At 71.0% G+C, this 24,051-nt stretch carries 22 protein-coding genes and 2 pseudogenes; 15 read left to right on the forward strand and 9 right to left on the reverse strand.

The genetic code is table 11. The features are described from left to right. Window positions 1–125: 125 nt before the first annotated feature. From nagB to HKK73_RS00625, 4 genes are read right to left on the reverse strand one after another with little or no spacing between them, the layout of a single operon-like run. Entirely contained in the window at window positions 126–908 is a 783-nt protein-coding gene (gene nagB / locus HKK73_RS00610; RefSeq protein ID WP_144681217.1) for a glucosamine-6-phosphate deaminase, read from the reverse strand. Then, window positions 908–1,990: a Gfo/Idh/MocA family protein gene (locus HKK73_RS00615; protein ID WP_171467200.1), complete on the reverse strand. Its 1,083-nt coding sequence runs from the start codon at window positions 1,988–1,990 to the stop codon at window positions 908–910. The genes nagB and HKK73_RS00615 overlap by 1 nt, the downstream gene beginning before the upstream one ends. Further along, window positions 1,987–3,054 (reverse strand): Gfo/Idh/MocA family protein, encoded by a 1,068-nt coding sequence (locus HKK73_RS00620; RefSeq protein ID WP_171467201.1) that lies wholly within the window; start codon window positions 3,052–3,054, stop codon window positions 1,987–1,989. The genes HKK73_RS00615 and HKK73_RS00620 overlap by 4 nt, the downstream gene beginning before the upstream one ends. Then, window positions 3,051–3,806 (reverse strand): FadR/GntR family transcriptional regulator, encoded by a 756-nt coding sequence (locus tag HKK73_RS00625; protein WP_021481961.1) that lies wholly within the window; start codon window positions 3,804–3,806, stop codon window positions 3,051–3,053. Before HKK73_RS00625 ends, HKK73_RS00620 begins: the two co-directional genes overlap by 4 nt. A 100-nt stretch (window positions 3,807–3,906) precedes the next feature. Here HKK73_RS00625 and HKK73_RS00630 point away from each other — a divergent pair, with 100 nt between their 5' ends. From HKK73_RS00630 to HKK73_RS00660, 7 genes are all read left to right on the forward strand, one after another. Then, window positions 3,907–5,511 (forward strand): ABC transporter substrate-binding protein, encoded by a 1,605-nt coding sequence (locus HKK73_RS00630; protein WP_171467202.1) that lies wholly within the window; start codon window positions 3,907–3,909, stop codon window positions 5,509–5,511. Between the two features lie 131 nt (window positions 5,512–5,642). Then, complete coding sequence (locus HKK73_RS00635; protein ID WP_021481963.1) at window positions 5,643–6,599, forward strand: ABC transporter permease; 957 nt, start codon at window positions 5,643–5,645, stop codon at window positions 6,597–6,599. Window position 6,600: 1 nt separating this feature from the next. Continuing rightward, window positions 6,601–8,700, forward strand: a complete 2,100-nt coding sequence (locus HKK73_RS00640) for a dipeptide/oligopeptide/nickel ABC transporter permease/ATP-binding protein (RefSeq protein ID WP_137279992.1) — start codon at window positions 6,601–6,603, stop codon at window positions 8,698–8,700. Beyond that, a complete protein-coding gene (locus tag HKK73_RS00645; RefSeq protein WP_051027941.1) occupies window positions 8,697–9,539 on the forward strand; it encodes an ABC transporter ATP-binding protein in 843 nt (280 codons plus the stop codon). Before HKK73_RS00640 ends, HKK73_RS00645 begins: the two co-directional genes overlap by 4 nt. Window positions 9,540–9,613: 74 nt before the next feature. Next, window positions 9,614–10,537, forward strand: a complete 924-nt coding sequence (locus HKK73_RS00650; RefSeq protein WP_171467203.1) for a dihydrodipicolinate synthase family protein — start codon at window positions 9,614–9,616, stop codon at window positions 10,535–10,537. Then, window positions 10,530–11,531, forward strand: coding sequence for an ROK family protein (locus HKK73_RS00655; RefSeq protein WP_171467204.1), 1,002 nt, complete (start codon window positions 10,530–10,532; stop codon window positions 11,529–11,531). The genes HKK73_RS00650 and HKK73_RS00655 overlap by 8 nt, the downstream gene beginning before the upstream one ends. Next, a complete protein-coding gene (locus tag HKK73_RS00660) occupies window positions 11,528–12,244 on the forward strand; it encodes an N-acetylmannosamine-6-phosphate 2-epimerase (RefSeq protein WP_114553980.1) in 717 nt (238 codons plus the stop codon). Before HKK73_RS00655 ends, HKK73_RS00660 begins: the two co-directional genes overlap by 4 nt. Window positions 12,245–12,442: 198 nt before the next feature. On the opposite strand, the gene HKK73_RS00665 is transcribed toward HKK73_RS00660, so the two are convergent. The 3 genes from HKK73_RS00665 to HKK73_RS00675 all read right to left on the reverse strand — a co-directional run bounded on the left by HKK73_RS00665 (window position 12,443) and on the right by HKK73_RS00675 (window position 14,129). Next, entirely contained in the window at window positions 12,443–12,784 is a 342-nt protein-coding gene (locus tag HKK73_RS00665; protein WP_114553981.1) for a PDDEXK nuclease domain-containing protein, read from the reverse strand. A gap of 128 nt (window positions 12,785–12,912) precedes the next feature. After that, window positions 12,913–13,593 (reverse strand): hypothetical protein, encoded by a 681-nt coding sequence (locus tag HKK73_RS00670; protein ID WP_171467205.1) that lies wholly within the window; start codon window positions 13,591–13,593, stop codon window positions 12,913–12,915. A 131-nt stretch (window positions 13,594–13,724) separates the two neighbouring features. Further along, window positions 13,725–14,129: a hypothetical protein gene (locus HKK73_RS00675; RefSeq protein ID WP_171467206.1), complete on the reverse strand. Its 405-nt coding sequence runs from the start codon at window positions 14,127–14,129 to the stop codon at window positions 13,725–13,727. A 195-nt stretch (window positions 14,130–14,324) separates the two neighbouring features. Between HKK73_RS00675 and HKK73_RS00680 the strand changes: the two are divergent. From HKK73_RS00680 to HKK73_RS00700, 5 genes and pseudogenes are all read left to right on the forward strand, one after another. Then, window positions 14,325–15,486 (forward strand): annotated as a pseudogene (locus HKK73_RS00680) (IS3 family transposase). A 525-nt stretch (window positions 15,487–16,011) separates the two neighbouring features. Beyond that, window positions 16,012–16,722: a hypothetical protein gene (locus HKK73_RS00685; protein WP_171467207.1), complete on the forward strand. Its 711-nt coding sequence runs from the start codon at window positions 16,012–16,014 to the stop codon at window positions 16,720–16,722. 764 nt (window positions 16,723–17,486) lie between these two features. Then, a complete protein-coding gene (locus HKK73_RS00690; RefSeq protein WP_114552744.1) occupies window positions 17,487–17,927 on the forward strand; it encodes a VOC family protein in 441 nt (146 codons plus the stop codon). Beyond that, window positions 17,924–19,027: a winged helix DNA-binding domain-containing protein gene (locus HKK73_RS00695; protein ID WP_171467208.1), complete on the forward strand. Its 1,104-nt coding sequence runs from the start codon at window positions 17,924–17,926 to the stop codon at window positions 19,025–19,027. Before HKK73_RS00690 ends, HKK73_RS00695 begins: the two co-directional genes overlap by 4 nt. Before the next feature lie 359 nt (window positions 19,028–19,386). Next, window positions 19,387–20,598 (forward strand): IS30 family transposase, encoded by a 1,212-nt coding sequence (locus tag HKK73_RS00700; RefSeq protein WP_216608028.1) that lies wholly within the window; start codon window positions 19,387–19,389, stop codon window positions 20,596–20,598. A 125-nt stretch (window positions 20,599–20,723) separates the two neighbouring features. On the opposite strand, the gene HKK73_RS00705 is transcribed toward HKK73_RS00700, so the two are convergent. Then, complete coding sequence (locus HKK73_RS00705; protein ID WP_232089073.1) at window positions 20,724–21,200, reverse strand: ATP-binding protein; 477 nt, start codon at window positions 21,198–21,200, stop codon at window positions 20,724–20,726. A 259-nt stretch (window positions 21,201–21,459) separates the two neighbouring features. On the opposite strand from HKK73_RS00705, the gene HKK73_RS00710 reads away from it, so the two are divergent. Continuing rightward, window positions 21,460–22,059, forward strand: coding sequence for a recombinase family protein (locus tag HKK73_RS00710; RefSeq protein ID WP_171467210.1), 600 nt, complete (start codon window positions 21,460–21,462; stop codon window positions 22,057–22,059). A 9-nt stretch (window positions 22,060–22,068) separates the two neighbouring features. Further along, entirely contained in the window at window positions 22,069–22,335 is a 267-nt protein-coding gene (locus HKK73_RS00715; protein WP_114552731.1) for a hypothetical protein, read from the forward strand. Window positions 22,336–22,426: 91 nt separating this feature from the next. Here the strand turns inward: HKK73_RS00715 and HKK73_RS00720 are convergent, their stop codons facing one another. Then, window positions 22,427–23,083 (reverse strand): hypothetical protein, encoded by a 657-nt coding sequence (locus HKK73_RS00720; RefSeq protein ID WP_216608029.1) that lies wholly within the window; start codon window positions 23,081–23,083, stop codon window positions 22,427–22,429. Between the two features lie 407 nt (window positions 23,084–23,490). Here HKK73_RS00720 and HKK73_RS19395 point away from each other — a divergent pair. Continuing rightward, window positions 23,491–24,039 (forward strand): annotated as a pseudogene (locus tag HKK73_RS19395) (polymorphic toxin-type HINT domain-containing protein); the annotation flags it as partial. Window positions 24,040–24,051: the final 12 nt, after the last annotated feature.

Below are 24,051 nucleotides of genomic sequence, written 5' to 3' on the forward strand. Positions count from 1 at the left end.
GCCCGCACCTGCAGGGGGCTGTGGTACGGGCATCGGCTGGGCCTCAACCTAGACACCCAACTGGACAGGCGTCCAGTTCTCGAGCGGGTGAAGTCCGGGCGGTGTCGAGCCGCCCGGGCGGCGGGCTAGAGGCCCTGCCAGTCGGGCTTGGACGCGTACGTCTGGCGGTAGTAGTCGCCCAGCTGCAGACGCGAGGCCGCCGCGTCGTCGACCAGGACCGTGGCGTGCGGGTGCATCTGCATGATCGTCGCCGGCCACATCGCGCTCACCGGGCCCTCCACCAGCTGGTGCACCGCCTCCGCCTTGCCCTTGCCCGTGGCCAGCAGCACCAGGTGCCGCGCCGACATGATCGTCGCCAGACCCTGCGTCAGACAGTGCCGCGGCACCCGCTCCACGTCGTCACCGAAGAACCGCGCGTTGTCCTCGCGCGTCTGCGCCGTCAACGTCTTGATCCGCGTCCGCGACGCCAGGCTCGACCCCGGCTCGTTGAACGCGATGTGCCCGTCCGTCCCGATCCCCAGGATCTGCAGGTCCACACCCCCCGCCCCCGCGATCGACTCCTCGTACGCCGCGCACGCCGCCACCAGGTCCTGCGCGTTGCCGTCCGGACCCTGCACCGCACCCGGAGCGAAGTCCACCCGCGAGGCGATCTCCGTCTCGATCACGTTGCGGTACCGCTGCGGATGATCGACCGGCAACCCCACGTACTCGTCCAGCATGAACGCCCGCACCCCCGCGAACGACAACCCCTCCTGCACATGACGCCGCACCAGCTCGTCGTACACCTTCAACGGCGACGACCCCGTCGCCAACCCCAGCACCGCCCCCGGCCCCGACCGCACCACCGCCTCCACGGCATCCGCAGCCAGCACCGCCAACCGCTCCGCCGGAGCGATCACGACCTCCATCAGACCCTCGCCTCCTCGGGCACCGTCCGGTGCTCCACCGCGACCACGTCGCCCGTCTCGACCGAGCGGTACGCCGCGTCGATCACGGCGAGCGACGCGCGCGCCTCCTCGATCCCGTAGTCCGGCCGTCCGCCGGCCAGCACCGCCCCGACCACGTGCCGCAGGTACGCCGCCGCGGCGACCTGGCCCGCGTCGGCGGCGATCGTCGTCCGACCGTCCGCGCCGAACCGCGCGACGGCCGGGGCGTCGTCGTCCGCGACGGCGTGGCCGTGCGACCCGAGCAGCCGCACCGACGACGTGGTGGGCGTCCCGCCGGGCGCGAACGGGACGCGCCCGAGGGTGATCGTCGCGGTCACGCCGCGCTCCAGCTCGAGCGTGACGACCGCCGTGTCCTCGACCCCGGCCTCGCGGTGCGGCTCGAGGAACAGCGACCCCGCGAACGCGTGCACCTCGACGGTGCGCAGCCCGGTGAGGTGGTGCGCCGCGTCGGCGCAGTAGCCGAGGAAGTTCAGCAGCTCGCCGCCCCCGGAGAGCGCGCGGTCCACGACGAGGCCCGGGCGCTCGACCGACGTCGCGAAGTGGGCGCCGGACGCGAGGAACTCGAGGTCCAGGTGGCGCGGCAGGCCCACGTGGCCGGCGTCGACCCACGCGCGCAGGCGGCGCAGCGCGGGCGCGTGCGTGCGGTTCACGACGGCGCACGTGCGCCCCGTGCGGGCGGCGACGGCGACGAGGTGGTCGGCGTCGGCGAGGGTCGTCGCGACGGGCTTGTCGACGAGCACGTCGAGGCCCGCCTCCAGCAGCGCCGCCGCCAGGCGCGCGTGCCGGGTCGGCTCGGCGCACACGACGACGAGGTCGACCGCGCTGCCCAGGGCCTCCGCGACCGCGGCCACCTCGGCGACCTCGGCGTACGGCACCCCGGCGCGCTCGGCGACGGCGCGCGAGTCGGCGCGCACCCAGCCGGGCGCGTCCGCCTCCTCGACGACGCCGACGAGCTCGACGCGGTCGTCGGCGCCGAGGATCCGCAGGTAGTCGGCCGCGTGGCGCACGGCCGACGCGAACGCGACGCGCAGGGTCGTGCTCATGCGGCCACCCCCGCGGTCGCGTAGCCGGGGACGTCGGCGACGCGCTCGCGCCGCCCGGAGACGAGCGAGCGCTGCGCGGCGAGCGCGGTCGCGAGCGCGGCCCGCACCTGCGGCGTCGTGACGACGGGCGTCGCGTCGCCGCGCACCACGTCGAGCCAGTGCGCGAGCTGGATCCCCAGCGCGCCCTCGACGGAGACGGGCGGGGCGGTCGTGGCGTCGGAGTGCAGGCCGTCCTCCTCGGTGGTCGAGTGCGCGAGCGTCCCCTCGGTCCCCACGAGCACGACCCGGCGCACGAGCTCGCCGCGGCGGCGCAGCGCGTAGCAGAGCTCGAGCGTCGCGAGCGCGCCCGACGCCGTGCGGAGCTGCACGTGGAACGAGTCGGGCGACTCCATGTCGGGCGAGAACGTGCGGAAGCCGCGCGCGAAGACCTCGACCGGCTCGTCGTCGAGCAGCCACGTCGCGGCGTCCATGATGTGGGTGCCGTTGTGCACGGGGTGCCCGCCCGAGAGCTCCGGGTCGAGCTGCCAGCCGCGCCACCCGGCGGGCCACGCGTGTCCCGTGTACCAGGAGATGTGCGCGAGCCGCGGGGTGCCGATCTCGCCCCGGCGGGCCGCGGCGGCGAGCGCCGTCACGGCGGGCTGGAAGCGCACGGTCTGCCCGACGACGAGCGTCCTGCCCCGGCCCTCGGTCGCCGCGACCATCGCGTCGAGCTCGGGCAGCGACAGCGCCGCCGGCTTCTCGACCTGGACGTGCTTGCCGGCCTCGCCCGCGGCGATCGTGTCGCGCGCGTGCGTGGGTGTCGCGGTGACGACGTCCACGGCGTGCACGGCGTCGTCCGCGAGCGCCTCGTCGAGGGCGGTCGTCGCCCGGGCGCCGGGGACGAGCGCCGCGAGGGCGCGGGTGCGCTCCAGGTCGTGCCCGACGACCCAGCGCACGTCCGCGCCGTCGAGCGCCGCGAGGGCCGTGAGGTGCTCGCGGGCGAACGCCCCGATGCCCACGACGGCGATCCCGACGGGGCGGCGGCTCGACGGTCGCCCGGCCGGGGGGAGGTGCTGGGGTCTCACGCGGTCGTCACCCCGAGGGCCCGGTCGATCGGCTGGTAGTGCGAGGCGACGGCGGCACGGAACGCGTCGACGTCGCCGGCCTCGGCGGCGTCGAGCATCGCGCCGTGCGCGCGCGCGGTCTGGTCGAGGTCGGCGGCGACGGAGAGCCCGAGCTTGGGGATCACGGCTGTGTGCACGTCCCAGAACGCGGCGACGAGCTGTCCGACGAGCGAGTTGTCGAGCCGCGCGAGCAGGCCGGTGTGGAACGCCCGGTCCTGGGTGGGGAACGACTGGCCCTGCGACGCCGCGGCGACCATCTCGTCGACGAGGGCGTGCAGCTCGGGGTTCGACGTCCCGGTGAGGCTCGCGACGATGCGCTCCGCCATGGCGAGGTCGAGGGACTGGCGCACCTCGACGACGTCGCGCAGCGCCCGCAGGTCGTCGCCGGGGGAGAGGACGCCGCGGAAGACGAGCGCCTCGACGAGCGCGTCGAGCGACATGCTGCCGACGAACGTGCCGTGCCCGTGGCGGACCTCGACGATGTCGAGGGTCGACAGGGTGCGGATCGCCTCGCGCACGCTCGACCGGGAGACGCCGAGGTGCTCGCACAGCTCGGCCTCGGTGGGGAGCGGGTCCCCGGGCCGCAGCCCCTCGCCGAGGATGAAGTCCTTGATCCGGTCGGCGGTGGTGGTCCGCCGCGGTGCGGTCGCACCGGTGCTGCCGGCTCTGGAGGCGTCGAGCGTCGCGAAGCTCCTCCGCCGTGGTGTCGCCATCTTGACCCCTTCGGTTTCTGGTCCTAGTGTCATGCTACACAACGTCAGACATCAGACATCTTCTCTCCGGAAGAGTGTCGGTCTCATGTCAGGAGAACCAATGAAGCTTCACGTCAGCTCACCTCCCCGTCGCCGGGGAGTCGCTGCGGTCGCCGCGGGCGTCGTGCTCGCGCTCGGCCTCGCGGCGTGCTCGGGTGGCGACGCCGCGCAGGACGACCCGACCGAGGGCACCGCCGCCCAGGGCGAGATCGACCAGGACGCCGTGATCGAGGCGGGCATCTCGTACTCCCTCTCCGGTGGGTTCGACCCGATGATCACCACCGGTGCCGTGACAGTAGCCGCGAACTGGCACGTGTTCGAGGGGCTCACCGAGCTCGACCCCGCGACGCGCGAGGTCTACGCGGCGCTCGGCACCGACCTCCCGGCGCAGGTCGACGACACCCACTACGAGGTGGACATCCGCGAGGGCGCGGTCTTCCACGACGGCACGCCCGTCACCGTCGACGACGTCGTCTTCAGCTTCGAGCGCGTGCTCGACCCGGCGAGCGAGTCGCTCTACGCCGGCTTCATCGACTTCATCGAGTCCGTCACCCCCGTCGACGACGACACGGTCTCGATCAACCTCAAGTACCCGTTCAGCCTCGTCCCCGAGCGTCTCTCGGTCGTCAAGGTCGTCCCGAAGGCGCTCGTCGAGTCCGACTACGAGGCGTTCAACGCCCTGCCCGTCGGCACCGGCCCGTTCAAGATGACCCAGGCGACGCCCGACGACAAGATCACGTTCGAGCGCTTCGACGACTACAACGGCCGTCGTCCCGCGCTCGCCGCCGGTCTCGTGTGGAACCTGCTGTCCGACCCCGCGGCGCGCGTCACCGCGATGAGCTCCGGCACGGTCAGCGCGATCGAGGACGTCCCCTACATCGACGTCCCGACGCTCGAGGGCGCCGTGGACGTCGAGTCGGTCCAGTCGTTCGGCACGCTCTTCATGATGTTCAACACCGACCTGCCCCCGTTCGACGACGTCCGCGTGCGCCAGGCGTTCTTCTACGCGCTCGACATGGACAAGATCATCGACAACGGGCTCCTCGGCAACGGTGCCGCGGCCACGAGCTTCCTGCCGCAGAGCCACCCGAACTACCACGAGGCGTCGACCGTCTACTCGTACGACCCGGAGAAGGCGAAGTCGCTGCTCGCCGAGGCCGGCGTGAGCGACCTGTCCATCACGCTCCTCACCACCGACACCGGCTGGGTCGCGGACATCGCGCCGCTCATCAAGGAGAACCTCGACGCGATCGGCGTCGACACGACGCTCGACATCGGCCAGTCCGGCGGCCAGTACACCAAGGTCGACAACGGCGACCTGCAGGTCATGGTGGCGCCCGGCGACCCGTCCGTCTTCGGCAACGACCCCGACCTGCTCATGCGCTGGTGGTACGGCGACAACGTGTGGTCGCAGTCGCGCTACCGCTGGAACGACGACCCGAAGTTCGCCGAGCTCCAGTCGATCCTCGACGCCGCGGTCCGCACGTCGGGCGACGAGCAGCAGGAGCTGTGGGACCAGGCGTTCGACCTGATCTCCACCGAGGTGCCGCTCTACCCGCTGCTGCACCGCAAGCTGCCGACCGCGTGGGACGGCGACACGCTCTCCGGCTTCGAGCCGCTGCCCATCACGGGCCTGTCGTTCCTCGACGCCGGCCTCGTCAAGTAGCCGCGGGCGCGTAGCCCTCGGCGCCGACCGACCCCGGGCCCCTCGCCCGCCCCGGCGAGGGGCCCGGTACCCGCCCGGCACCCAGAACGGACAGACATGCACCGCACCCCCGACGCACCAGGAGGTCGACCATGAGCGCGCTGCTGCGACTCGTCGGACGCCGCCTCCTGCAGCTGCCGATCATGATCCTCGGCATCACGTTCCTCGTGTTCCTCGTGATGTCGTTCTCGCAGGTCGACCCCGCGATCCAGGCCCTCGGCGAGGGTGCCTCGGTCGAGGCGCGCGAGGCGTACCGCGAGGCCAACGGGCTCAACGACCCGCTCCTCGTCCGGTACGTCGCGTTCCTCGGCGGCCTCCTGCACGGGGACCTCGGCACGTTCAGCGCCCGCCAGGTGCCCGTCGCCGACGAGGTCGCGCGCGCCCTGCCGATCACCCTGCAGCTCACGCTCATGGGCCTCGTCATCGCCGTCGTGGCCGCGCTCGTCATGGGCATCCTCGCGGCGCTCTACCGCGACCGCTGGCCCGACAAGGCGATCCGCGTCGTGTCCGTCGCGTCCCTCGCGACGCCGTCGTTCTGGCTCGCGGTGCTGCTCATCCAGGTCGTCACGCTGAGCGCCGGGTGGCTGCCCGCGAGCGGGCCCCTGCCCGACCCGTCCGAGGACCTCGGCGGCTATCTCGCGCGCATGACGCTGCCCGCGCTCGCGCTCGCGATCCCCGTCGTCGGCCAGCTCACGCGCGTCGTGCGCACGTCCGTCGTCGAGGAGCTCGACAAGGACTACGTCCGCACCGCGATCGGCGCGGGCATCCCACGCCACGTCGTCGTCGGGCGCAACGTGCTGCGCAACGCGCTCATCACCCCGATCACGGTCCTCGGCCTGCGCGTCGGCTACCTCATCGGCGGCGCCGTCGTCATCGAGATCATCTTCGCGCTGCCCGGCATGGGCACGCTCATCCTCAACGGCGTCACCAACAACGAGCCCAACCTCGTGCAGGGCGTGACCCTCACCGTGGCGCTCGCGTTCGTGCTCATCAACATCGTGGTCGACATGCTCTACGTGCTCGTCAACCCGCGGATCAGGACGGTGTGACGTGCGCCGACAGCTCACCGAACGACTCTCGACCCCCGGGCTGCGCCTGCGCGCGCTGCCCCTCGGGTCCAAGATCTCCCTCGCGTTCGTGCTCCTCGTGGCGCTCGCGGCCGTCTTCGCGCCGCTCGTCGCGAGCCACGACCCGCTCGCCACCGGCACGCCCGTCCAGCCCCCGAGCGCGGAGAACTGGTTCGGCACCGACCGCCAGGGGCGCGACATCTTCTCCCGCGTCGTCTACGGCGCGCGGTACTCGCTCGTCATCGGCCTCGGGGCCACCGCCATCGCGCTCGCCGCGGCCGCCGTGCTCGGCGCAGTCGCCGCGACGGCCCGCAAGAGCGTCTCCGAGACCCTCATGCGCGTGCTCGACATCGTCATGTCGTTCCCCGGCATCGCGCTGGCCGCCGTGTTCGTCTCGGTCTTCGGCCGCTCGCTGCCCGTGCTCGTGCTGACGATCGCGTTCCTCTACACGCCGCAGCTCACGCGCGTCGTGCGGGCCAACATCCTCGACCAGTACGGCGAGGACTACGTCGCCGCGACCCGCGTCATGGGCGCCCGCACGGCCTGGATCCTCGCGAAGCACGTCGCCCGCAACTGCGCGGCGCCCGTGCTGGTGTTCACCACCGTGCTCGTGGCCGACGCGATCGTCTTCGAGGCGTCGCTGTCCTTCATCCAGGCGGGCGTCCCCGACCCGGAGCCCTCGTGGGGCAACATCATCGCCGCCGGCCGCGACCTCGTCATGGGCGGCTACTGGTGGGCGACGTTCTTCCCCGGCCTGGCCATCATGCTCACGGTCCTGTGCCTCAACATCCTCTCCGAGGGCATGACGGACGCGATGGTCGCCGCCCCGCGGGCGACGCGCGCCACCCCGGCCAAGGCCGTCGTGACCGACTCCGACGACGCGGCCGTCGCCGCCGAGCTCACCGCGATGGACGCCGACGAGCCGGTCGAGACGGCGGACGAGGCGCGGCTCGCCGAGTCCGAGCCGGTCGTGCCCGACGTCGAGCCGGACGTCCCGCACGTCGGGCGCGCCGTGCCCCTCGCCTCGCGCCTCGCGACGCTGCGCGCGGCCGAGTCGGCCCGCACCGACCGGCCCGTGTACGACGGCGACGCCGAGCCCCTGCTCGAGGTGCGCAACCTGTCCATCCGCTTTCCGCGCCACGGGGACGTCGCGGTCGTCGACGACGTCTCCTTCTCGGTCCGCCCCGGCGAGACCATGGCGCTGGTCGGCGAGTCCGGCTGCGGCAAGTCGATCACGTCGCTCGCCGTGATGGGCCTGCTGGACCCCTCCGCGCAGATCAGCGGCGAGATCCGGTACGGCGGCAAGGACCTGCTCGCGATGGGCAACCGCGAGCGCGCGGCGCTGCGCGGCACCGAGATCGCGATGATCTACCAGGACGCGCTGAGCTCGCTCAACCCGTCGATGCTCGTCCGTGCGCAGATGAAGCAGCTCACGCGCCGCGGCGGGACCCGCACGGCCGAGGAGCTCCTCGAGCTCGTGGGCCTCGACCCGGAGCGCACGCTCAAGAGCTACCCGCACGAGCTCTCCGGCGGGCAGCGCCAGCGCGTGCTCATCGCCATGGCCCTCACGCGCGACCCCAAGCTGGTCATCGCGGACGAGCCGACGACGGCGCTCGACGTCACCGTCCAGGCCCAGGTGGTCGCGCTGCTCGACGAGCTGCGCGTCAAGCTCGGCTTCGCGATGGTGTTCGTCAGCCACGACCTCGCGCTCGTCGCGCAGATCGCGCACCGCATCACGGTCATGTACGCGGGCCAGGTCGTCGAGCAGGCGCCGACGAGCGAGCTGCTCACCGACCCCCGCCACGAGTACACGCAGGGCCTGCTCGGCGCGGTGCTCTCGATCGAGCAGCGCTCCACGCGCCTGCACCAGATCCCTGGCACGGTCCCGTCGCCGCGCGACTTCCCGACGGGCGACCGGTTCGCGCCGCGCTCGTCGCGCCCCGACCGTGGCCTCGACGTGCGGCCCGTGCTGCGCGCCGTGGACGCGGACGGGCAGCACCTCGTCGCGATGCCGCCGGACGAGCCGGTCGGCGCCGTCGCGGGCGGTGGCCCGGCCCCGATCACCACCGGAGGGACGCGATGAGCGCCACTGACCAGACCCCGACCGCCGCGGAGCGGGGGTCCGCGACCGACCGCGACACCCCCGTCGTCGAGCTGCGCGGCGTGCACGTCGTCTTCAAGGCCCGCACGGGCACGCTCTTCAAGGCCAACCGGGTGCACGCCGTGAACGACGTGAGCGTCGCGGTCCGCCGCGGCAGCACGCTCGGGATCGTCGGCGAGTCCGGCTCGGGCAAGTCGACCATGGCGAAGGTGCTCGTCGGGCTGCAGGCGCCGACGTCCGGCGAGATCCGCTTCCGCGGGCAGCCGGTCGACAAGTACACGACGCGCGTGCGGCGCGACGTCGGGCGGGTCGTGTCCGTCGTGTTCCAGGACCCGGCCACCGCGCTCAACGCGCGCATGCGCGTGCGGGACGCCCTGCGGGACCCGCTCGACGTGCACCGCGTCGGCGACGCCGCGTCGCGCGAGGCGCGCGTGCGCGAGCTCGTGCACCTCGTCGGGCTGCCCGAGTCGGCGCTCGACGCGCTGCCCGGCCAGCTCTCCGGCGGGCAGCGGCAGCGCGTCGCCATCGCGCGCGCCCTCGCGCTCGCGCCGGACGTGATCGTCGCCGACGAGCCCACGTCCGCGCTCGACGTGTCCGTGCGGGCCCAGATCCTCAACCTGCTCGCCGACCTCAAGGCCGAGCTCGACCTGGGGATGGTCTTCATCTCGCACGACATCCAGACGGTACGCCACGTCTCCGACGAGATCGTCGTCATGCAGGGCGGCCGCATCGTCGAGTCCGGCCCCGCCGCGCGCGTGCTCGACGACCCCCAGGACGACTACACCCGCACCCTGCTCGGCGCGGCGCCCGCGCTCCTGTGAGCGCCGCCGCGCCCCGCCCGACGCCGGGCACCACCCCGACCACCACACCGCTGAACCCAGAACCGGAGCTCCTCGTGACCACCCCCTTCCGCGGGATCGTCCCGCCCGTCCTCACCCCGCTCACGACCGAGGGCGAGGTCGACGTCGCGTCCCTCGAGCGTCTCGTGGACCACCTCGTCACCGAGGGCGTGCACGGCCTGTTCGTGCTCGGGTCGACCGGCGAGGTCGCCTACCTCACCGACGCGCAGCGCGACGTCGTCGTGCGGACCGTCGTGCGCACGGCCGCGGGCCGCGTGCCCGTCATGGGCGGCGCCATCGACCTGACGACGGCGCGCGTCGTCGAGCAGGCGAAGGCGCTCGTGGCGGGCGGGGTGGACGCGGTCGTCGCCACAGCCCCCGTCTACGCGCTCAACGACCTCGACGAGATCGAGCGCCACCTGCGCGCGGTCGCGGCCGCCGTCGACGTGCCGCTGTTCGCGTACGACATCCCGGTGCGCGTGCGGACGAAGCTGCCCGCGGACCTCCTCGTCCGGCTCGGCACCGAGGGCGTCCTCGCGGGTGTCAAGGACTCGTCGGGCGACGACGTCGGTTTCCGCCGCCTCGTCGCCGCCAACGCGGCGGCCGGCTCGCCCCTCGCGCTCTTCACGGGGCACGAGGTCGTGGTCGACGGGATGCTGCTGCTCGGCGCCGACGGCGTCGTGCCGGGCCTCGCGAACGTCGACGCGGGTGGCTACGTGCGCCTGTGGGACCTCGCCCAGGCCGGGAAGTGGGACGATGCCCGGGTGGAGCAGGACCGTATCGCCGCGCTGTTCGAGATCGTGTTCCAGGCACGCGGCCGCTCGGGCGACGCCGCGGGCGTCGGGGCGTTCAAGGTGGCCGCGCAGCGCCAGGGGCTCATCGCGACCGAGACCCTCGCGTTCCCCGTCGAGCCGCTCGCGGACGACGTCGCCGCGCGCGTCGAGGACATCACGCGCGCCGCGGGGCTCCTGCGTGGCTGACGCCTCCCCGGCCGCCGCCGCGCCGACGGTCGTCGTCGGCGTCGACCTCGGCGGCACCAAGACGGCCGCGGCGACCGTCGCGGCCGACGGGACCCTCGGTCCTGTGCTCGCCGTGCCGACCCCGGCCGCCGGCGGCCCCGATGCGGTGCTCGACGCCGTCGCCGGGGTCGTGCGCGAGGTCGTCGCCGCGCTGCCGGGCGCGGCGCGCCTGCGCGCGCTCGGGGTCGGCACGGCCGGCGTGGTCGACGTCGGTCGCGGCGTGATCGTCTCCGCGACCGACACGCTGCCCGGCTGGCCCGGGACCGACGTCGCGGGCGGCCTGCGTCGCCGGCTCGCCGACCTCGCGGAGGTTTCCGACCTGCCCGTGTTCGTCGAGAACGACGTCGACGCGCACGCCGCCGGCGAGGTGTGGCGCGGCGCCGCCGCGGGCGCGCGCAGCGCGCTGCTCGTCGCCGTCGGGACCGGGGTGGGGGGCGCCGTCGTGCTCGACGGGCGTCCCCTGCGCGGCGCCCACCACGTCGCGGGCGAGCTGGGGCACGTGCCCGTCCCCGGCGCCGAGCTGCTGCGCTGCCCGTGCGGACGCACCGGCCACCTGGAGGCCATCGGGGCGGGCCCGGCCGTCCACCGCCGCTACCTCGCGCTCGGCGGGGACGCGACCAGCCCCGACACGCGCGACGTCGTCGCCCGGGCCGACGCGGGCGACGAGCTCGCGGCCTCGGTCGTGCGCGACGCCGCCCGCGCCGTGGGCCGCGCCGTCGCCGGGGTCGTCACCGTGCTCGACCCGGAGGTGGTCGTCGTCGGCGGCGGCATGGCCGGCGCGGGCGACCTGTGGTGGTCCGCGCTCGAGGACGCGCTGCGCGCGGAGGTCGTCGACGTGCTCGCCGACCTCCCGCTGCGGCCCGCCGCGCTCGGGAACGTCGCGGCGGTCGTCGGCGCGGCGCGCGGCGCGTGGAACCTGCTCGACGACCGCACGACCGACGGAGGAGCGCGATGAGCGCGGAGCAGCACGACCGGACCCCCTGGACGCGCGAGCGCGTCCTCGACGCGATGCGCGGACGCCTCACGGTGTCGTGCCAGGCCTACCCCGGCGAGCCCCTGCGCGACCCGCGCACGACGGCGCAGATGGCGCGCGCCGTCGTCGCCGGGGGCGCGGCCGCCGTCCGCGTCCAGGGCCTGGACGACGTCGCGGCCGTCGTCGCGGCGGTCGACGTGCCCGTCGTCGGGCTGTGGAAGGACGGTGACGGCGGGGTCTTCATCACCCCGACCCTGCGGCACGCCGTCGCGGTCGCGGACGCGGGCGGGCACGTCGTCGCGCTCGACGGCACGCGCCGGCCGCGCCCCGACGGACTCACGCTCGCCGAGACCGTCGCGCGCCTGCGCGAGACGACCGACGCGCTCGTCATGGCGGACTGTGGGTCGCTCGACGACGCGCTCGCCGCCCAGGACGCGGGCGTCGACCTGCTCGGCACGACCCTCTCCGGCTACACCGGCGAGCGGCCCCGGACCGACGGCCCCGATCTCGCGCTCGTCGACGAGATGGTCGCCGCCTGCACCCTCCCGGTCGTCGTCGAAGGGCGCGTGCACACCCCCGCCCAGGCCGCCGAGGCGATGGCGCACGGCGCGTTCGCCGTGTGCGTGGGGACAGCGATCACCCACCCCACGACCCTGACGTCCTGGTTCGTCAACGCCGTGGCGCCGCCCGCCTGACGCGGTGTGCGCCTAGGCGCGCTGTGAGGAGGGGCTTCACAGCGGCAACGAGCACGCTCGCTCGGACCGGTGGCTGCTCCTCGAACGCCGCACCCTGTGGCCCGGCACGAGCCGAGACGGCTGGTTCACGCCGCTGCGGGGGATCGGGGATGCGATGGACGCCGTCGCGACCTACCTGCGCGACGCCAAGAACCTGCGTTACGTCTCGTGTGCGGGCTCGTCGCCGATGTCGTGCTCAAGGATCGTAGTGAGCTCGTCGGCCAGGGGAAGTGCAGCGTGCTCGTCGGGAGGCAGGCTGTCGTAGGTGTCGTTGGCCATGGCGAGTGGTGCGGGTGCGCCGGCGAGGGCGTAGCGGACGATGGCTTCGTCGCGGCCGGCGACGAGGAGGATGCCGACGGTGTGGGCGTGGCGATCGGGTTTGCGCAGCCGGTCGTCGACGAGGGCGACGTAGGTGCCGAGCTGGCCGACGTGTCCTGAGTCGAACTTGCCGATCTTGAGCTCGACGACGACGTAGCGCAGCTGGTCGACGTGGAAGATCAAGGCATCAAAACGACCAGACGATGATTCCTCCTTCGGCGGCGATCAAGGGGGCGCGACGAAGGCACGGCACGCTCTCGATCGGCAAGGAGACTTGGGCCACACCTGGAGGAGATCGCGGTCAGCGACGATCAGCCCCCAGTTGCCGACGTCCGCGGTGCCGGATCGTCCCGAACCGCGGCTTCGGCCGGTGAGAAGCCAAGCCTTGACGCCATCGAAGACCACTCGGTCTCTAGTCGGGTGCCGTTCGCCGGGTCGGCGGGCCATAGACCGATCCGCACCAGAGGGGGAGACGCTTCCTCAGTTCCGGCGATGCTGAGCGAGACCCACTCGAGCTCGTCGGCGTCTCCTCGAGCCGCCACCTCGTAGAGCAAGGCCCCCATCGCATCGGCGTGCGCGGGGGCGCTGCAGGTGACTCCGGCGACTGCCGATTCGAATCTCAGAGAAGCGCGAACTGCATCGCGAGAGGCCAGGCCCGCGCGTGACGCTCTGCAGAGATCCAGCGTGAGGGTGGTCAGGTCGTCCCTGGACACGTCGTCACGGATCACGACATCCAGAGGAACGCTGAGCGTGCTTTCCATGAAGTTGCGGCGAATGCGCTCTGGACCTGAGACGGTCTCGACTCCTGGCCAGCTCGCAGCCCGGTCGACGAGCGACGCCACGCGCAACTCGTCAGCCTCCGTCACCCCACGAGCGGTCCGCACCGCATCCTCAGCCACCGGGGTCGCACGATGCGCGACACCGGAGAACACAACCCCTATCAAGCTGGCGGCCGCGGCGGTCAAGACCAGGAGGGACAGGCCGGGGATCACGACGCTACGCAGACGGCTCGCGTTCCCGTTGCCGCTTCGACTCCGCACGTCTTGACGCTACCCGCGTCTCGTGAAGGCGCTATGGCCCTGCGCGCTCGGATCGGTGGACGTCTCTGAGCATTGGTCTTGCATCATCCGCCGGTGAACATCGTGATCGCCAGCGGTGCACCGAGGTCGTCGCACGCGTCGCCGAGGTCGCCTTGAACGTCGTTCCACTCGGGGGAGCGCACACCGGTCGACTCCCCAAACGCTCCGGACGTCACCGGCGCGATCTCCTTCAGCTCACCGATCGCCGTCTGCACCGCGCTGTCCCCTGCGGAGGGCAAGCGATCGAGTACGCGGGTCGCCAGCCGGTACCAGCCGTCACGCTCCTGCGCCTCCATGCGGCCTTCGGCGAGGGCGAGATCGGCGTTCTCCGAAAACGTGGCGGTCTCAACCCACCAACGCACCACGAGGGTAGATGATGCGTTGTCGTGGAGGCTGGGATGAGTGTGGTGACGTCGCTGCCAGCGGCAGTACAGGAGGGGCTGCTGCATGATTCCGTGACAGTTGGTTAGGCAGCTTGGTCGGCGGCCTGGCTCATGATGATCTCGAACTCGATCGGGGTCAATCGTGCGAGTCTGGCCTGGCGTCGGCGACGGTGGTAGGTCCGTTCGATCCAGGTCAGGGACTGCTGCAGGATCGGTTGACACTCCATCTGCGGGACGAGGTCCTGCTGGAAGGATGTCGCTGTGCCCAAGAAGTTCCCACCTGAGTTCAAGCGTGACGTCGTGCGGGTCGCTCGACGCGGCGACCTGACGCACGCCGAGGTCGCGTCCGACTTCGACATCTCTGTGGAGTCGGTAAGGCGCTGGGTGCGCCAGGCCGACATCGACGACGGTGTCACCGATGGTCAGACGACCAGTGAGCAGAACGAGCTGGTCCAGCTGCGCCGGGAGAAGCGTCGATTGGAGATGGAGAACGAGATCCTGCGCCGCGCGGCCGCATACTTCGCCGCTGGATCGCTCCCAAAATGAGCTACCCGCTGGTCCGTGACCTGGCCGCCGAGGGCATCCCCGTGCGGCTGACCTGCGGGGTGCTCGGCCACTCCAGGCAGGCCTACTACGCCTGGGCGGCCAACCCGGTCAGTTACCGCGACCTGGAAGACGCTCACCTGACCAACGCGTTGATCGACGCCACGGCGACGACCCGGAGTTCGGCTACCGGTTCCTCGCCGACGAGCTCGAGCGCGCCGGTCACGACGTCGGCGAGCGGCGGGTCTGGCGGTTGTGCTCGGCGCAGAAGCTGTGGTCGGTGACCGTGCGCAAGGGCAGGCGCGGGACCGGCAAGACTCCGGGCCCGGCGGTCCACGACGACCACGTCCAACGCAACTTCACCGCGGCCGAGCCGGACCAGGTCTGGGTCACCGACATCACCGAGCACCCCACCGGCGAGGGCAAGCTCTACTGCTGCGCGATCAAGGACCTGTTCTCCAACCGCATCGTCGGCTACGCGATCGACGAGCGCATGACCGCCCAGCTCGCCGTCACCGCGCTACGCACCGCCGTCGCCCGTCGCGCCCCGAGCGGCGTCGTGGTGGTCCACTCGGACCGCGGAGCGCAATTTCGAGCGCGCAGCTTCCGGGCCGTCCTTGCTGCCGCCGGCCTGCAGGGATCAATGGGACGGGTCGCCTCCGCCGGAGACAACGCCGCCATGGAGTCCTGGCACGCACTGCTGCAAAAGAACGTCCTGAACCGTCGCCGCTGGGCCACCCGCGACCAACTGCACGACGCGATCGTGTTCTGGATCGAACGCACCTACAACCGGCGCCGACGCCAGCGCGCCCTCGGCAAACTCACCCCCGTGGAGTACGAGCTCGCCTTCACCGCCCAGAACGCCGCGCTTGCGGCATGATCACCACCAAACCCGTGTCAACGGATCCTGCAGCAGTCCCCTACGTCGTCGGCGAGTACAAGGACTCTCGATGCAAGTAGAGCAGCAGCCGCCCGCCAGGGACGTCCCGTGGTGGAGACGCCACGCCCTCCCTCTTGCTCTGGTCGTGACCGCTCTCGCGCTCATCCCCACAGCACTGAACGGCTGGCAGCCCACCTGGTACGCGTGGGCTGCCGCGATACCACCGTGGATCGCACTGCTCGTGATTCCTGACCGCAAGAAGTAGCCCTACCGGGCATCGCCATCGAAGCGGCCCCTCTCCCATCGCGAGAGGGGCCGCTTCTCTGCGATGAACTCCACGCACTACCGATGGCACGAATATGGCCTCTTGCGGATGCGCTTAAGGGCCTCGATCCAGGCGCCGACCGACCCTGCGTCCGGGCGCGGAGGACGCCCGTTGAAGACACTGTCCACGACGATAGAGACCAGTGTTTGCAACGGATTCAGCGGACTTGCTCAGGGGAACTGGTGTTCGATACTGGAAGGGTGACGACGACCGCCCCAGGCGCGCTCGAGGTGGCTCGCGCGACCTTGCGCCGCGCCGAGCTGCGCACGGGCGTGCGCTCGTCGACGCCCGGCGTCGTCGACCTCGACGACGCCCCGCGGCCGCTCGGCACGGTCCTCGATGACGGTCGTCTGCCGCGTGGTGCGGCGAGCGTCATCACCGGGTCGACGTCGCTGCTCCTCGCGCTGCTCGCGACCTCGCAGGGCACCTCGGACTGGATCGCCGTCGTCGGTGCGCCCGACGTCGGGATGCTCGCGGCCACCGATGTCGGCGTGGCTCTCGAGCGCGTCGCCCTCGTCCCTGCCACAGGACACGACCCGGCCGGCGTCGTCGCGGCCCTGCTCGACGGCATGACGTACGTCATCGTCGGACCGGACGCCAGGCTCACCGCGTCCGAGCGACGGCGCCTACTCGCCCGGGCGCGCGAGCGCGGCGCCGGCCTGGTGAGCACGAGCCCATGGGAGCACGCCGCGGTCCGCCTGGACGTCGTCACGCATCACTGGGCCGGCACAGACCGGGGCGCCGGCTACCTGCGATCCTGCGAGCTCGGCGTCGCCCGCACCGCCAACGGCAGGACGGACCGGTGGACGCTCACCCTGCCGACACCAGGCAGCCTGCTCGTCGCCCCCGAGGAGGGACAGGCACGACCGGCTGCCTCGACGCGCCGCGCACCGCTGCGGCTCGTCGGATGAGGCGACCTCGACTCGTTCGACGCGGACAGGACCAGGCTCGAGTGCAGATACGGTATCCAGCAGGACTCACATGCGCGGGTCCGTGCCCCACGACTTTGGCAACGACATCGGCGACGTCGTCCGCGCTGAAGTCGACCCGTTCTCCCGCGTCGATATGCCCGTTACTGGTGACCCGGCGTAATCGTGACCGGCGTATTCGCTGTCGAGAATGTCCGTCCGACAATCCGCCGTTTCGGCGGGTCACGTTTCAGCGTGTCGCGCACTTGATGGTCATCGTCGGCCTGGTCGCCATACACGATCGTTTCCAGCGACCGCGTTGCTGACGGCGGCAGAATGCGCCGTAAACGTCAGGCGTAAGGGGTTGGTCTCGGCGTCTGGTGTCCGCCTCGCTATGGTGTGCGGTATGACTCTGACGGCAGACGCACACGTTCATAGCGAGTGGTCATGGGATGCGGGCTCGGATCCCGCATCCGCTGGAACCGCTGCTGGGGTCATCTGCTGCTCCTCGATCGTGGCGGGGACGGCCTCTGCTCGACCGCACTGGTCGACGGTCCGACACTAATGAGAAGTGGCGCCGCAGAAGAGGGCATTGACGATGTGGGGTCGGCGTCGTAGCTTGCGCGGCCTGTGGGCCGGGCGATGGCCGGGGGAGTGTGGACGAGGACCGGGCGATCGCAGCCCGCAGCGCACAGCCCATGGAATGTCCGAGGTCTGCTGTAGCGTGACGCCCACCGGCCATGTACTCGGCTCAGAGGAGAGTGTTCATGATGCAGTTGAACGGTTTCAGCAATGTGGTTCTGCCCGCGCGAGATCTGCCCGCGAGCATCGCGGCCTGGACGGCGTTGCTCGGTCGAGAACCCGCATTCCACAGCGACGAGTTCGCCGCGTTCTCCGGAGATGGCGTGGAGATCGGGCTGACCGCGGCGCCGTGGGTGGATCATCCGCTGGTCTTCTGGACGGTCGAGAACATCGAGCAGGCCCATCGAGCGCTCGTCGCCGCCGGGGCCACGGCGATGACCGAGGTCGCCGACGGATCCCTCGCCGAGCTCGGCACCGCCGAGGCCGCCGAGGGTGACAACATCGATCCGGGCACCGGGATCGTCGACATGCCCGGCGCCCGTCTCGCCGTGTTGAAGGCGGCCGACGGCAACCTGATCGGTATCACGCAGGAAGTACCGATGGACTGGTTGGTCGACGAGTCGTGAGCGCCGGTGTGCGCGCACTCACGCGGCGAGTCCTGAACCGGACGCTGCTGGAGCGGCAACTGCTGACCCGCCGCGTTTCTCGGACCCCACGGGAGGCGATCGAGCATCTCGTGGCGATGCAGGCGCAGGTGCCGAACGGACCCTATGTGGGGCTGTGGGCCCGGTTGGAGAACTTCCGGCGCGACGACCTCACGTCCCTGCTGGAGGGCCGGGACGTGGTGCACGCGACCATGTTGCGTGGGACGCAGCATCTGGCCCGCGGCGAGGACTTCGGTTGGCTGCGGGCGACGGTCGCGACGCTCGTGCGGAGCGCACTGGCCGAGCCATACTACGCGGCGCAGATCGAGGGGATCGATCCGGACGAGCTCGGCAGCGCCGGGCGGGGGATGCTGACCGGCAGGACGCTGCAGCGCCGGGAGCTCGGCGACCTGCTCGTCCACCGTTTCCCCGGCCGCAGCCCTGGCCGGCTTGCCGAGGCCTTCGAGCTGCTGGAGGCGCTGGTGCATCCACCCCCTCACCCCATCTGGGGCGGGTGGGGGCATCGCCGTGGGACACCGGTCGCCTTGGCCGACGAGTGGCTCTCCCGACCGATCGCCGACGCATCACAACCCGAGACGATGGTGCTGCGCTACCTCGCCGCATTCGGTCCGGCCTCTGTCATGGACGTCCAGGCCTGGTCGGGGATGACGCGACTCCGCGAGATCGTCGAAGGGCTGCGGCCGCGCCTGCGCGTCTTCCGGGATGAACAGGGAGCAGAGTTGTTCGACATGCCCGACGCGCCGCTCGGCGAACCGGACGCTCCAGCACCCGTCCGGTTCCTGCCCGCCTTCGACAATGCTGTTCTCGGGCACCGGGACCGGACCCGGGTGATCAGCGAGGAGAATCGTCGACGTATCGCACCCCGGGCGTCCGCGGGCGTACCTCTGTTCCTCGTCGACGGCTTCGTCGAAGGAAGCTGGAGCCTGACCCGCGATCAGTTGCGCATGGCGCCCTTCCGGCCGCTGACGGATGCCGAGACAGCAGCTGTGCGGGACGAGGCCACCCACCTGGCCCGATTCGTCGCGCCGGACGGCACGGAGCCGGCGATCATCATGACGTGAACGTGGTCGGCGTCGAGCCTGCTCGTCGCGGTCGGGAACGGCTGTCATCACGCCTGAGGAGGGTGCCACCTGCACTGAGGGCAGATGCGGGGGAGCGCACCCGGGTTTTCGATTACCGACCGGTGACTCGGCGTACTCGTGACGGGCGTTCTGATTGTCGAGAGCGCTCGTCCGACTCTGCGCCGAATACGTACCACACGCGTTTCGGCGCCGTGAGGTTTCGGCGGTGGGTTTCGGCGGGTCAAGGTCGGCGTGTCGCGCGCATGAAGGTCATCACCGGCCGGATTGCCGTAAACGATGGCGGTCTCAACCCACCAACGCACCACGAGGGTAGATGATGCGTGGTCGTGGAGGCTGGGATGAGTGTGGTGACGTCGCTGCCAGCGGCAGTACAGGACGTCGTGTGGCAGGCATGGGGCGAGGGCGAGTCACTGCGGCGGATCGCCGATCGGGCCGGCGTCCCGTCGCATCACGTGCGCCGGTACTTGCTGCGTCATGGTGGGGTGCGACCCGCGTTGCCGAGACGCTCCCCACGGCACCTGAGTCCAGGTGAGCGGGAAGAGATCTCGCGTGGGATCGCTGCTGGTCTTTCTGCCCGGGCGATCGCCGAAGGGTTGGGGCGGTCGGCGTCGACGGTCTCGCGCGAGATCGCCCGCAACGGCGGCCGTGACGCCTACCGTGCGACGGTCGCCGATGAGCGTGCCCGCGTCGAAGCCCGGCGGTCGCGGGTGCCGCGTCTCGCGAGCGACGAGCGGCTGCGGGCGGTGGTGCTCTCGCGGCTCGAGCTGGACTGGTCCCCGCAGCAGATCGCGGCGTGGCTGCGCCCCGAACATCCCCACGAGCCGGGCATGTGGGTCTCGCACGAGACGATCTACCGCGCTGTCTATCTGCCGGCATCGCGGAACCTGCCGAAGAGCACGTACCAGCGGCTGCGGTCCGGTCGCACGATGCGCCGGCCCCGGCTCGTGAAGCGATCGCACGGGCGAGGGCATCTGCGCGACATGGTCTCCATCCACCACCGCCCCGCCACCGTGACCGACCGGCTCGAGCCGGGTCATTGGGAAGGTGACCTCGTCATGGGCAAGCGCCCGAGCGCGGTCGCGACCCTCGTCGAGCGCACCACCCGCTACCTGAAGATCGTGCCGCTGCCCGACGGGATCAAGGCCAAGGACGTCAGCATCGCGGTCGCCCGCGCCCTGTTCAACGTCCCACCCGGCATGTGCAAGTCCCTGACCTCGGACCGCGGCCGCGAGATGGCCGACCACGCCTTCCTCAGCGCACTCATCGACGCCCCGGTCTACTTCTGCGACCCCCGCAGCCCGTGGCAGCGCGGCACCAACGAGAACACTAACCGCCTCCTGCGCCAGTACCTCCCGCGGCGCACGAACATGAACGCGACGAGTAACGACGAGCTCGAACGCATCGAGAGGCTCCTCAACGAACGGCCTCGGCAGGTCCTTGAATGGGCGGCGCCGACGGAGAGGTTTCTTGAGACCGCAGCGGCGGCTCGAGAATTGCGCCGGTCGATGAGCAGATCCGACGCAGGCGTGCGAGCTGTAGCTGAGGAATGAAGCCGGGGCAGGCAATGAGAATCGGCGACTGTGATGTGTCTCTGCGAGACCGCCCACCGGGGATACCCCTTCGAGTCAGGAGGGCGACCAGCGTGGGCGTGGCGCCGGTCTGGGCGCAGCCACGATCACATCGGGCTTGTCACGTGGACGATCCTGAGTGGGCCTTCTTCAGGTGTGGGCGTCTCGAACCCGTCGATGTACGCGATCGCTCGCTCGCGCGACACAGCGATGTCGTCCGGGCCGGAGTTCTCGCGCTGGGCCAACCTGTCCAGGAGGATCGACCGCCTGGTGTCCAGGTAGTAGACGACCGGGACGACGCCGAGGGGGGCGCAGAGCCGCCTGAACTCATCGCGCGAGGCACGGGACCAGAACGAGGAGTCCACGACGACGCCCTTCCCCTGCTTCACACAGTCGACGAGCTTGTCCTGGAGCGTCCCGTTGACGACCTGGCGCGCGTCGTCGCCGATCGGGTGGGTCCGGTGCCCGAGGGCCCACGCCTCGCCGTCGAACGAGACCCTGACATAGCCCCGGGCCTCCAGGCCACGCGCGTAGGTCGACTTCCCCGATCCAGCCGGACCGCACATGAGGATGACCTGGTCCACGTAGCCAACCCTATGCGGGCTCAACGCAGGTGAGGGACAAAGGCGGTGACGCCCGGGTAGGAGTCGAGGGCTGCATGACCACCTACGGCCGGCATCACCCGGAAATCCGCTTGACCATACCGCCGTGCCGTAAGCCGATCCCCTACCGAGACACCCCGCGCACGCCCACGCGGCGAGGCAGCACCTTGATGTCGACTGTCTCGATAGACCCGCTCGAAAATCTGCCCGGTGAGGGCTGCCTATCTGCGACACTCACGGCATGACCGCGACGCTCATCGGGTACGCACGCTGCTCGACCGCCGAACAAGACCTCACCGCCCAACGCCAAGCGCTCGAGACGATGGGAGTCGACCCGAGACGCGTCTACGTCGACCAGGGCGCGACCGGCACCCACCGCGACCGGCCCGGGCTCCGCGAGGCCCTGGCCGCGACCCGGTCCGGGGACACGCTCGTGGTGACCAAGCTCGATCGCCTCGCCCGCTCGATCCGCGACGCGCGCGACATCGTCGACGAGCTCACCACCCACGGCGTCCGGCTGCAGATCGGAGGCACCGTCCACGACCCCAACGACCCGGTTGGCCGGCTGCTGCTCAACGTGCTCGCGATGGTCGCCGAGTTCGAGGCTGACCTGATCCGCGCCCGCACCCGCGAAGGCATGGCCATCGCGAAGGCAAAGGGCAAGCTCAAGGGCCGCAAGCCCAAGCTCACTCCTGCCCAGGAGCGTCACCTCGTCGACCTCCACCACGCCGGCAACCACACCTCCGCCGAGATCGCCGAGCTCTTCGGGGTCTCCCGCGCGACCGTCTACCGCGCCGTCGGACGTGCTCGACCTCTGGCAGCACGCTCGGGCGAGGCCTAGCCTCGATCCATGTGGAGACGTCATAAGCCGAAGCCGCTGGATGAGGTCGATCGCTGGATCAACGAGGGCCAGTCCGCCACCGTCGAGGACCGGCTCAACACCATCGCGCACCAGCACGCCGGACACTCGGAAGACGAGGTCCGAACCGCGCTGCAGTCCGCGAGGATCCCAGCTCCCGCGTCGGTGATCGACGGGCTCGCGTCCCGGATCTCTGTCCTCGAGCCCGCCCAAGGGACACGGGCCACGGTGCGCATGCGCACCCACGATCCCCGCTGAGCTCGACGCTAGAGTTCCTCGGAGTGAAGGTGGTGCGTTGATCGGTTGAGACCGCCGTCGATTCCGCAGCGCTTGATCGGAGGCCGATACCTCAGGGCCTCTCCCTGAGCAGCGAGCTCGCACGCTCCATGGTGCGGACCCAGGCCGCCGTGCTCGACGAACGTAGTTCGATCAGATCGAGCATCTTGGCGAGGTCTCGGGCGAGGTCTCGGTTGATGATGGGCTCGTGGTGCGCGAGCCGGTTGCGCATCTTGCGGATGACCTCGAGGTCGTTGTAGATGCGGTCCCGAAGCGCGGCGGCGCCTGTCTGCGGTGCCGTCGGGAACAACGTCAGGATCTGGGGCTCCCAGAGCCGCTCGTCGTGGCGTGCGGTGAACATCTTCTGCCAGAAGACAAACTTCAGCTCTGCGATGACCTTCCCCGTCGTAGGCTGTCGCTTGCGGGTGTCCTGGAGGTCGCGCCGCTGCTTGTAGTACTTCCCTGCCGCGGGCACGCTCAGTTCGAAGCTCTGGTCCCAGGGCCACCGCTGACCGTAGGTCGCGGTCAGAGCCTCGGACACTGCGTTGCGGGTTGCGACCTCCGCGAAGTGGGCTGGGAGCATGAACGCCGCGGACACGCGTGCGTTCCACGCGTAGAGCTCGAGCGCTCTGTCGAGGTTGCCCTCGGCCGCCGCGAGATACGTGCCGACGCGCGGCTCGGACATGACTCGCTGGATCTCGAGGGGGTCGGCGGGCTTGGCGTAGGGCACGGCGAGAACGTACACTAGGGGGACGAGTCGTAGGATCCGCGGGCTTCGGCCTCCACCTACGGACAGAAGAGTTCGAAGGGGTCCACCCAACGGGTGGGCCCCTTCTCTGTGCCCCGGTAACTTCTGTTACGTCTGGTTTGCGGGATCGTCGCCGACGTCGTGTTCGAGGATGGCGGTGAGCTCGTCGGCCCGGGGGAGTGCGGCCTGCTCGTCGGGGGGCAGGCTGTCGTAGGTGTAGTTGGCCACGGCCAGCGGCGCGGGAGCGCCCGCGAGGGCGTAGCGGACGATGGACCGTCACCGTCGTCGGCGAAGTCGCCTCCTGGATCCCCGGCCCTGTGGGCGCCGCCGCAGCCGGAGTCTCCGCGGTCGCCTACGCCGCATCCGGCAACAAGGGCAAAGCCCTCGAGATGGGCGTCACCGCCGCAGCGCAACTCGTCGGGGCGGGCGCTGGCGTACGCGCAGGCTTCAAGGTCGCCTCAGTCGCAGCCAAGGCTGGCAGTAGGTCACGCGCCGCGAACAAGGCTGCCCGGGCCTGCGGCAACAGCTTCGCCGCAGGAACCCTCGTCCGCCTTTCCGACGGCTCCCTAGCCCCGATCGAGACACTCGAGACAGGTGACCTCGTTCTTGCGGGCGATCCAGTTTCGGGCGACGTCACGGTCGAGCAAGTGATTTACCCGATCACCGGCACCGGCACCAAGCACCTTATCGACATCACCATCGAAGGTACAGGCACGCCGATCACCGCGACCGGCAACCACCCCTTCTGGGTCGACGGCAAGGGTTGGATCGACGCGGTAGAACTCACCCCAGGGGACCGACTCGTTGGATCCTCGGGCGGCATTACCGTCGTTCGAGCAATGCACGACCGCGGGTGGCTCTCAGGCCAGACCGTCCACAACGTCCACATCAGCGGTCCGCACACGTACTTCGTCGCGTCCAACACGCTGGACGATCAACTCGTCCATAAC

The organism is Cellulosimicrobium sp. 72-3 (genome assembly GCF_013127315.1).
Lineage (GTDB): Bacteria > Actinomycetota > Actinomycetes > Actinomycetales > Cellulomonadaceae > Cellulosimicrobium > Cellulosimicrobium funkei.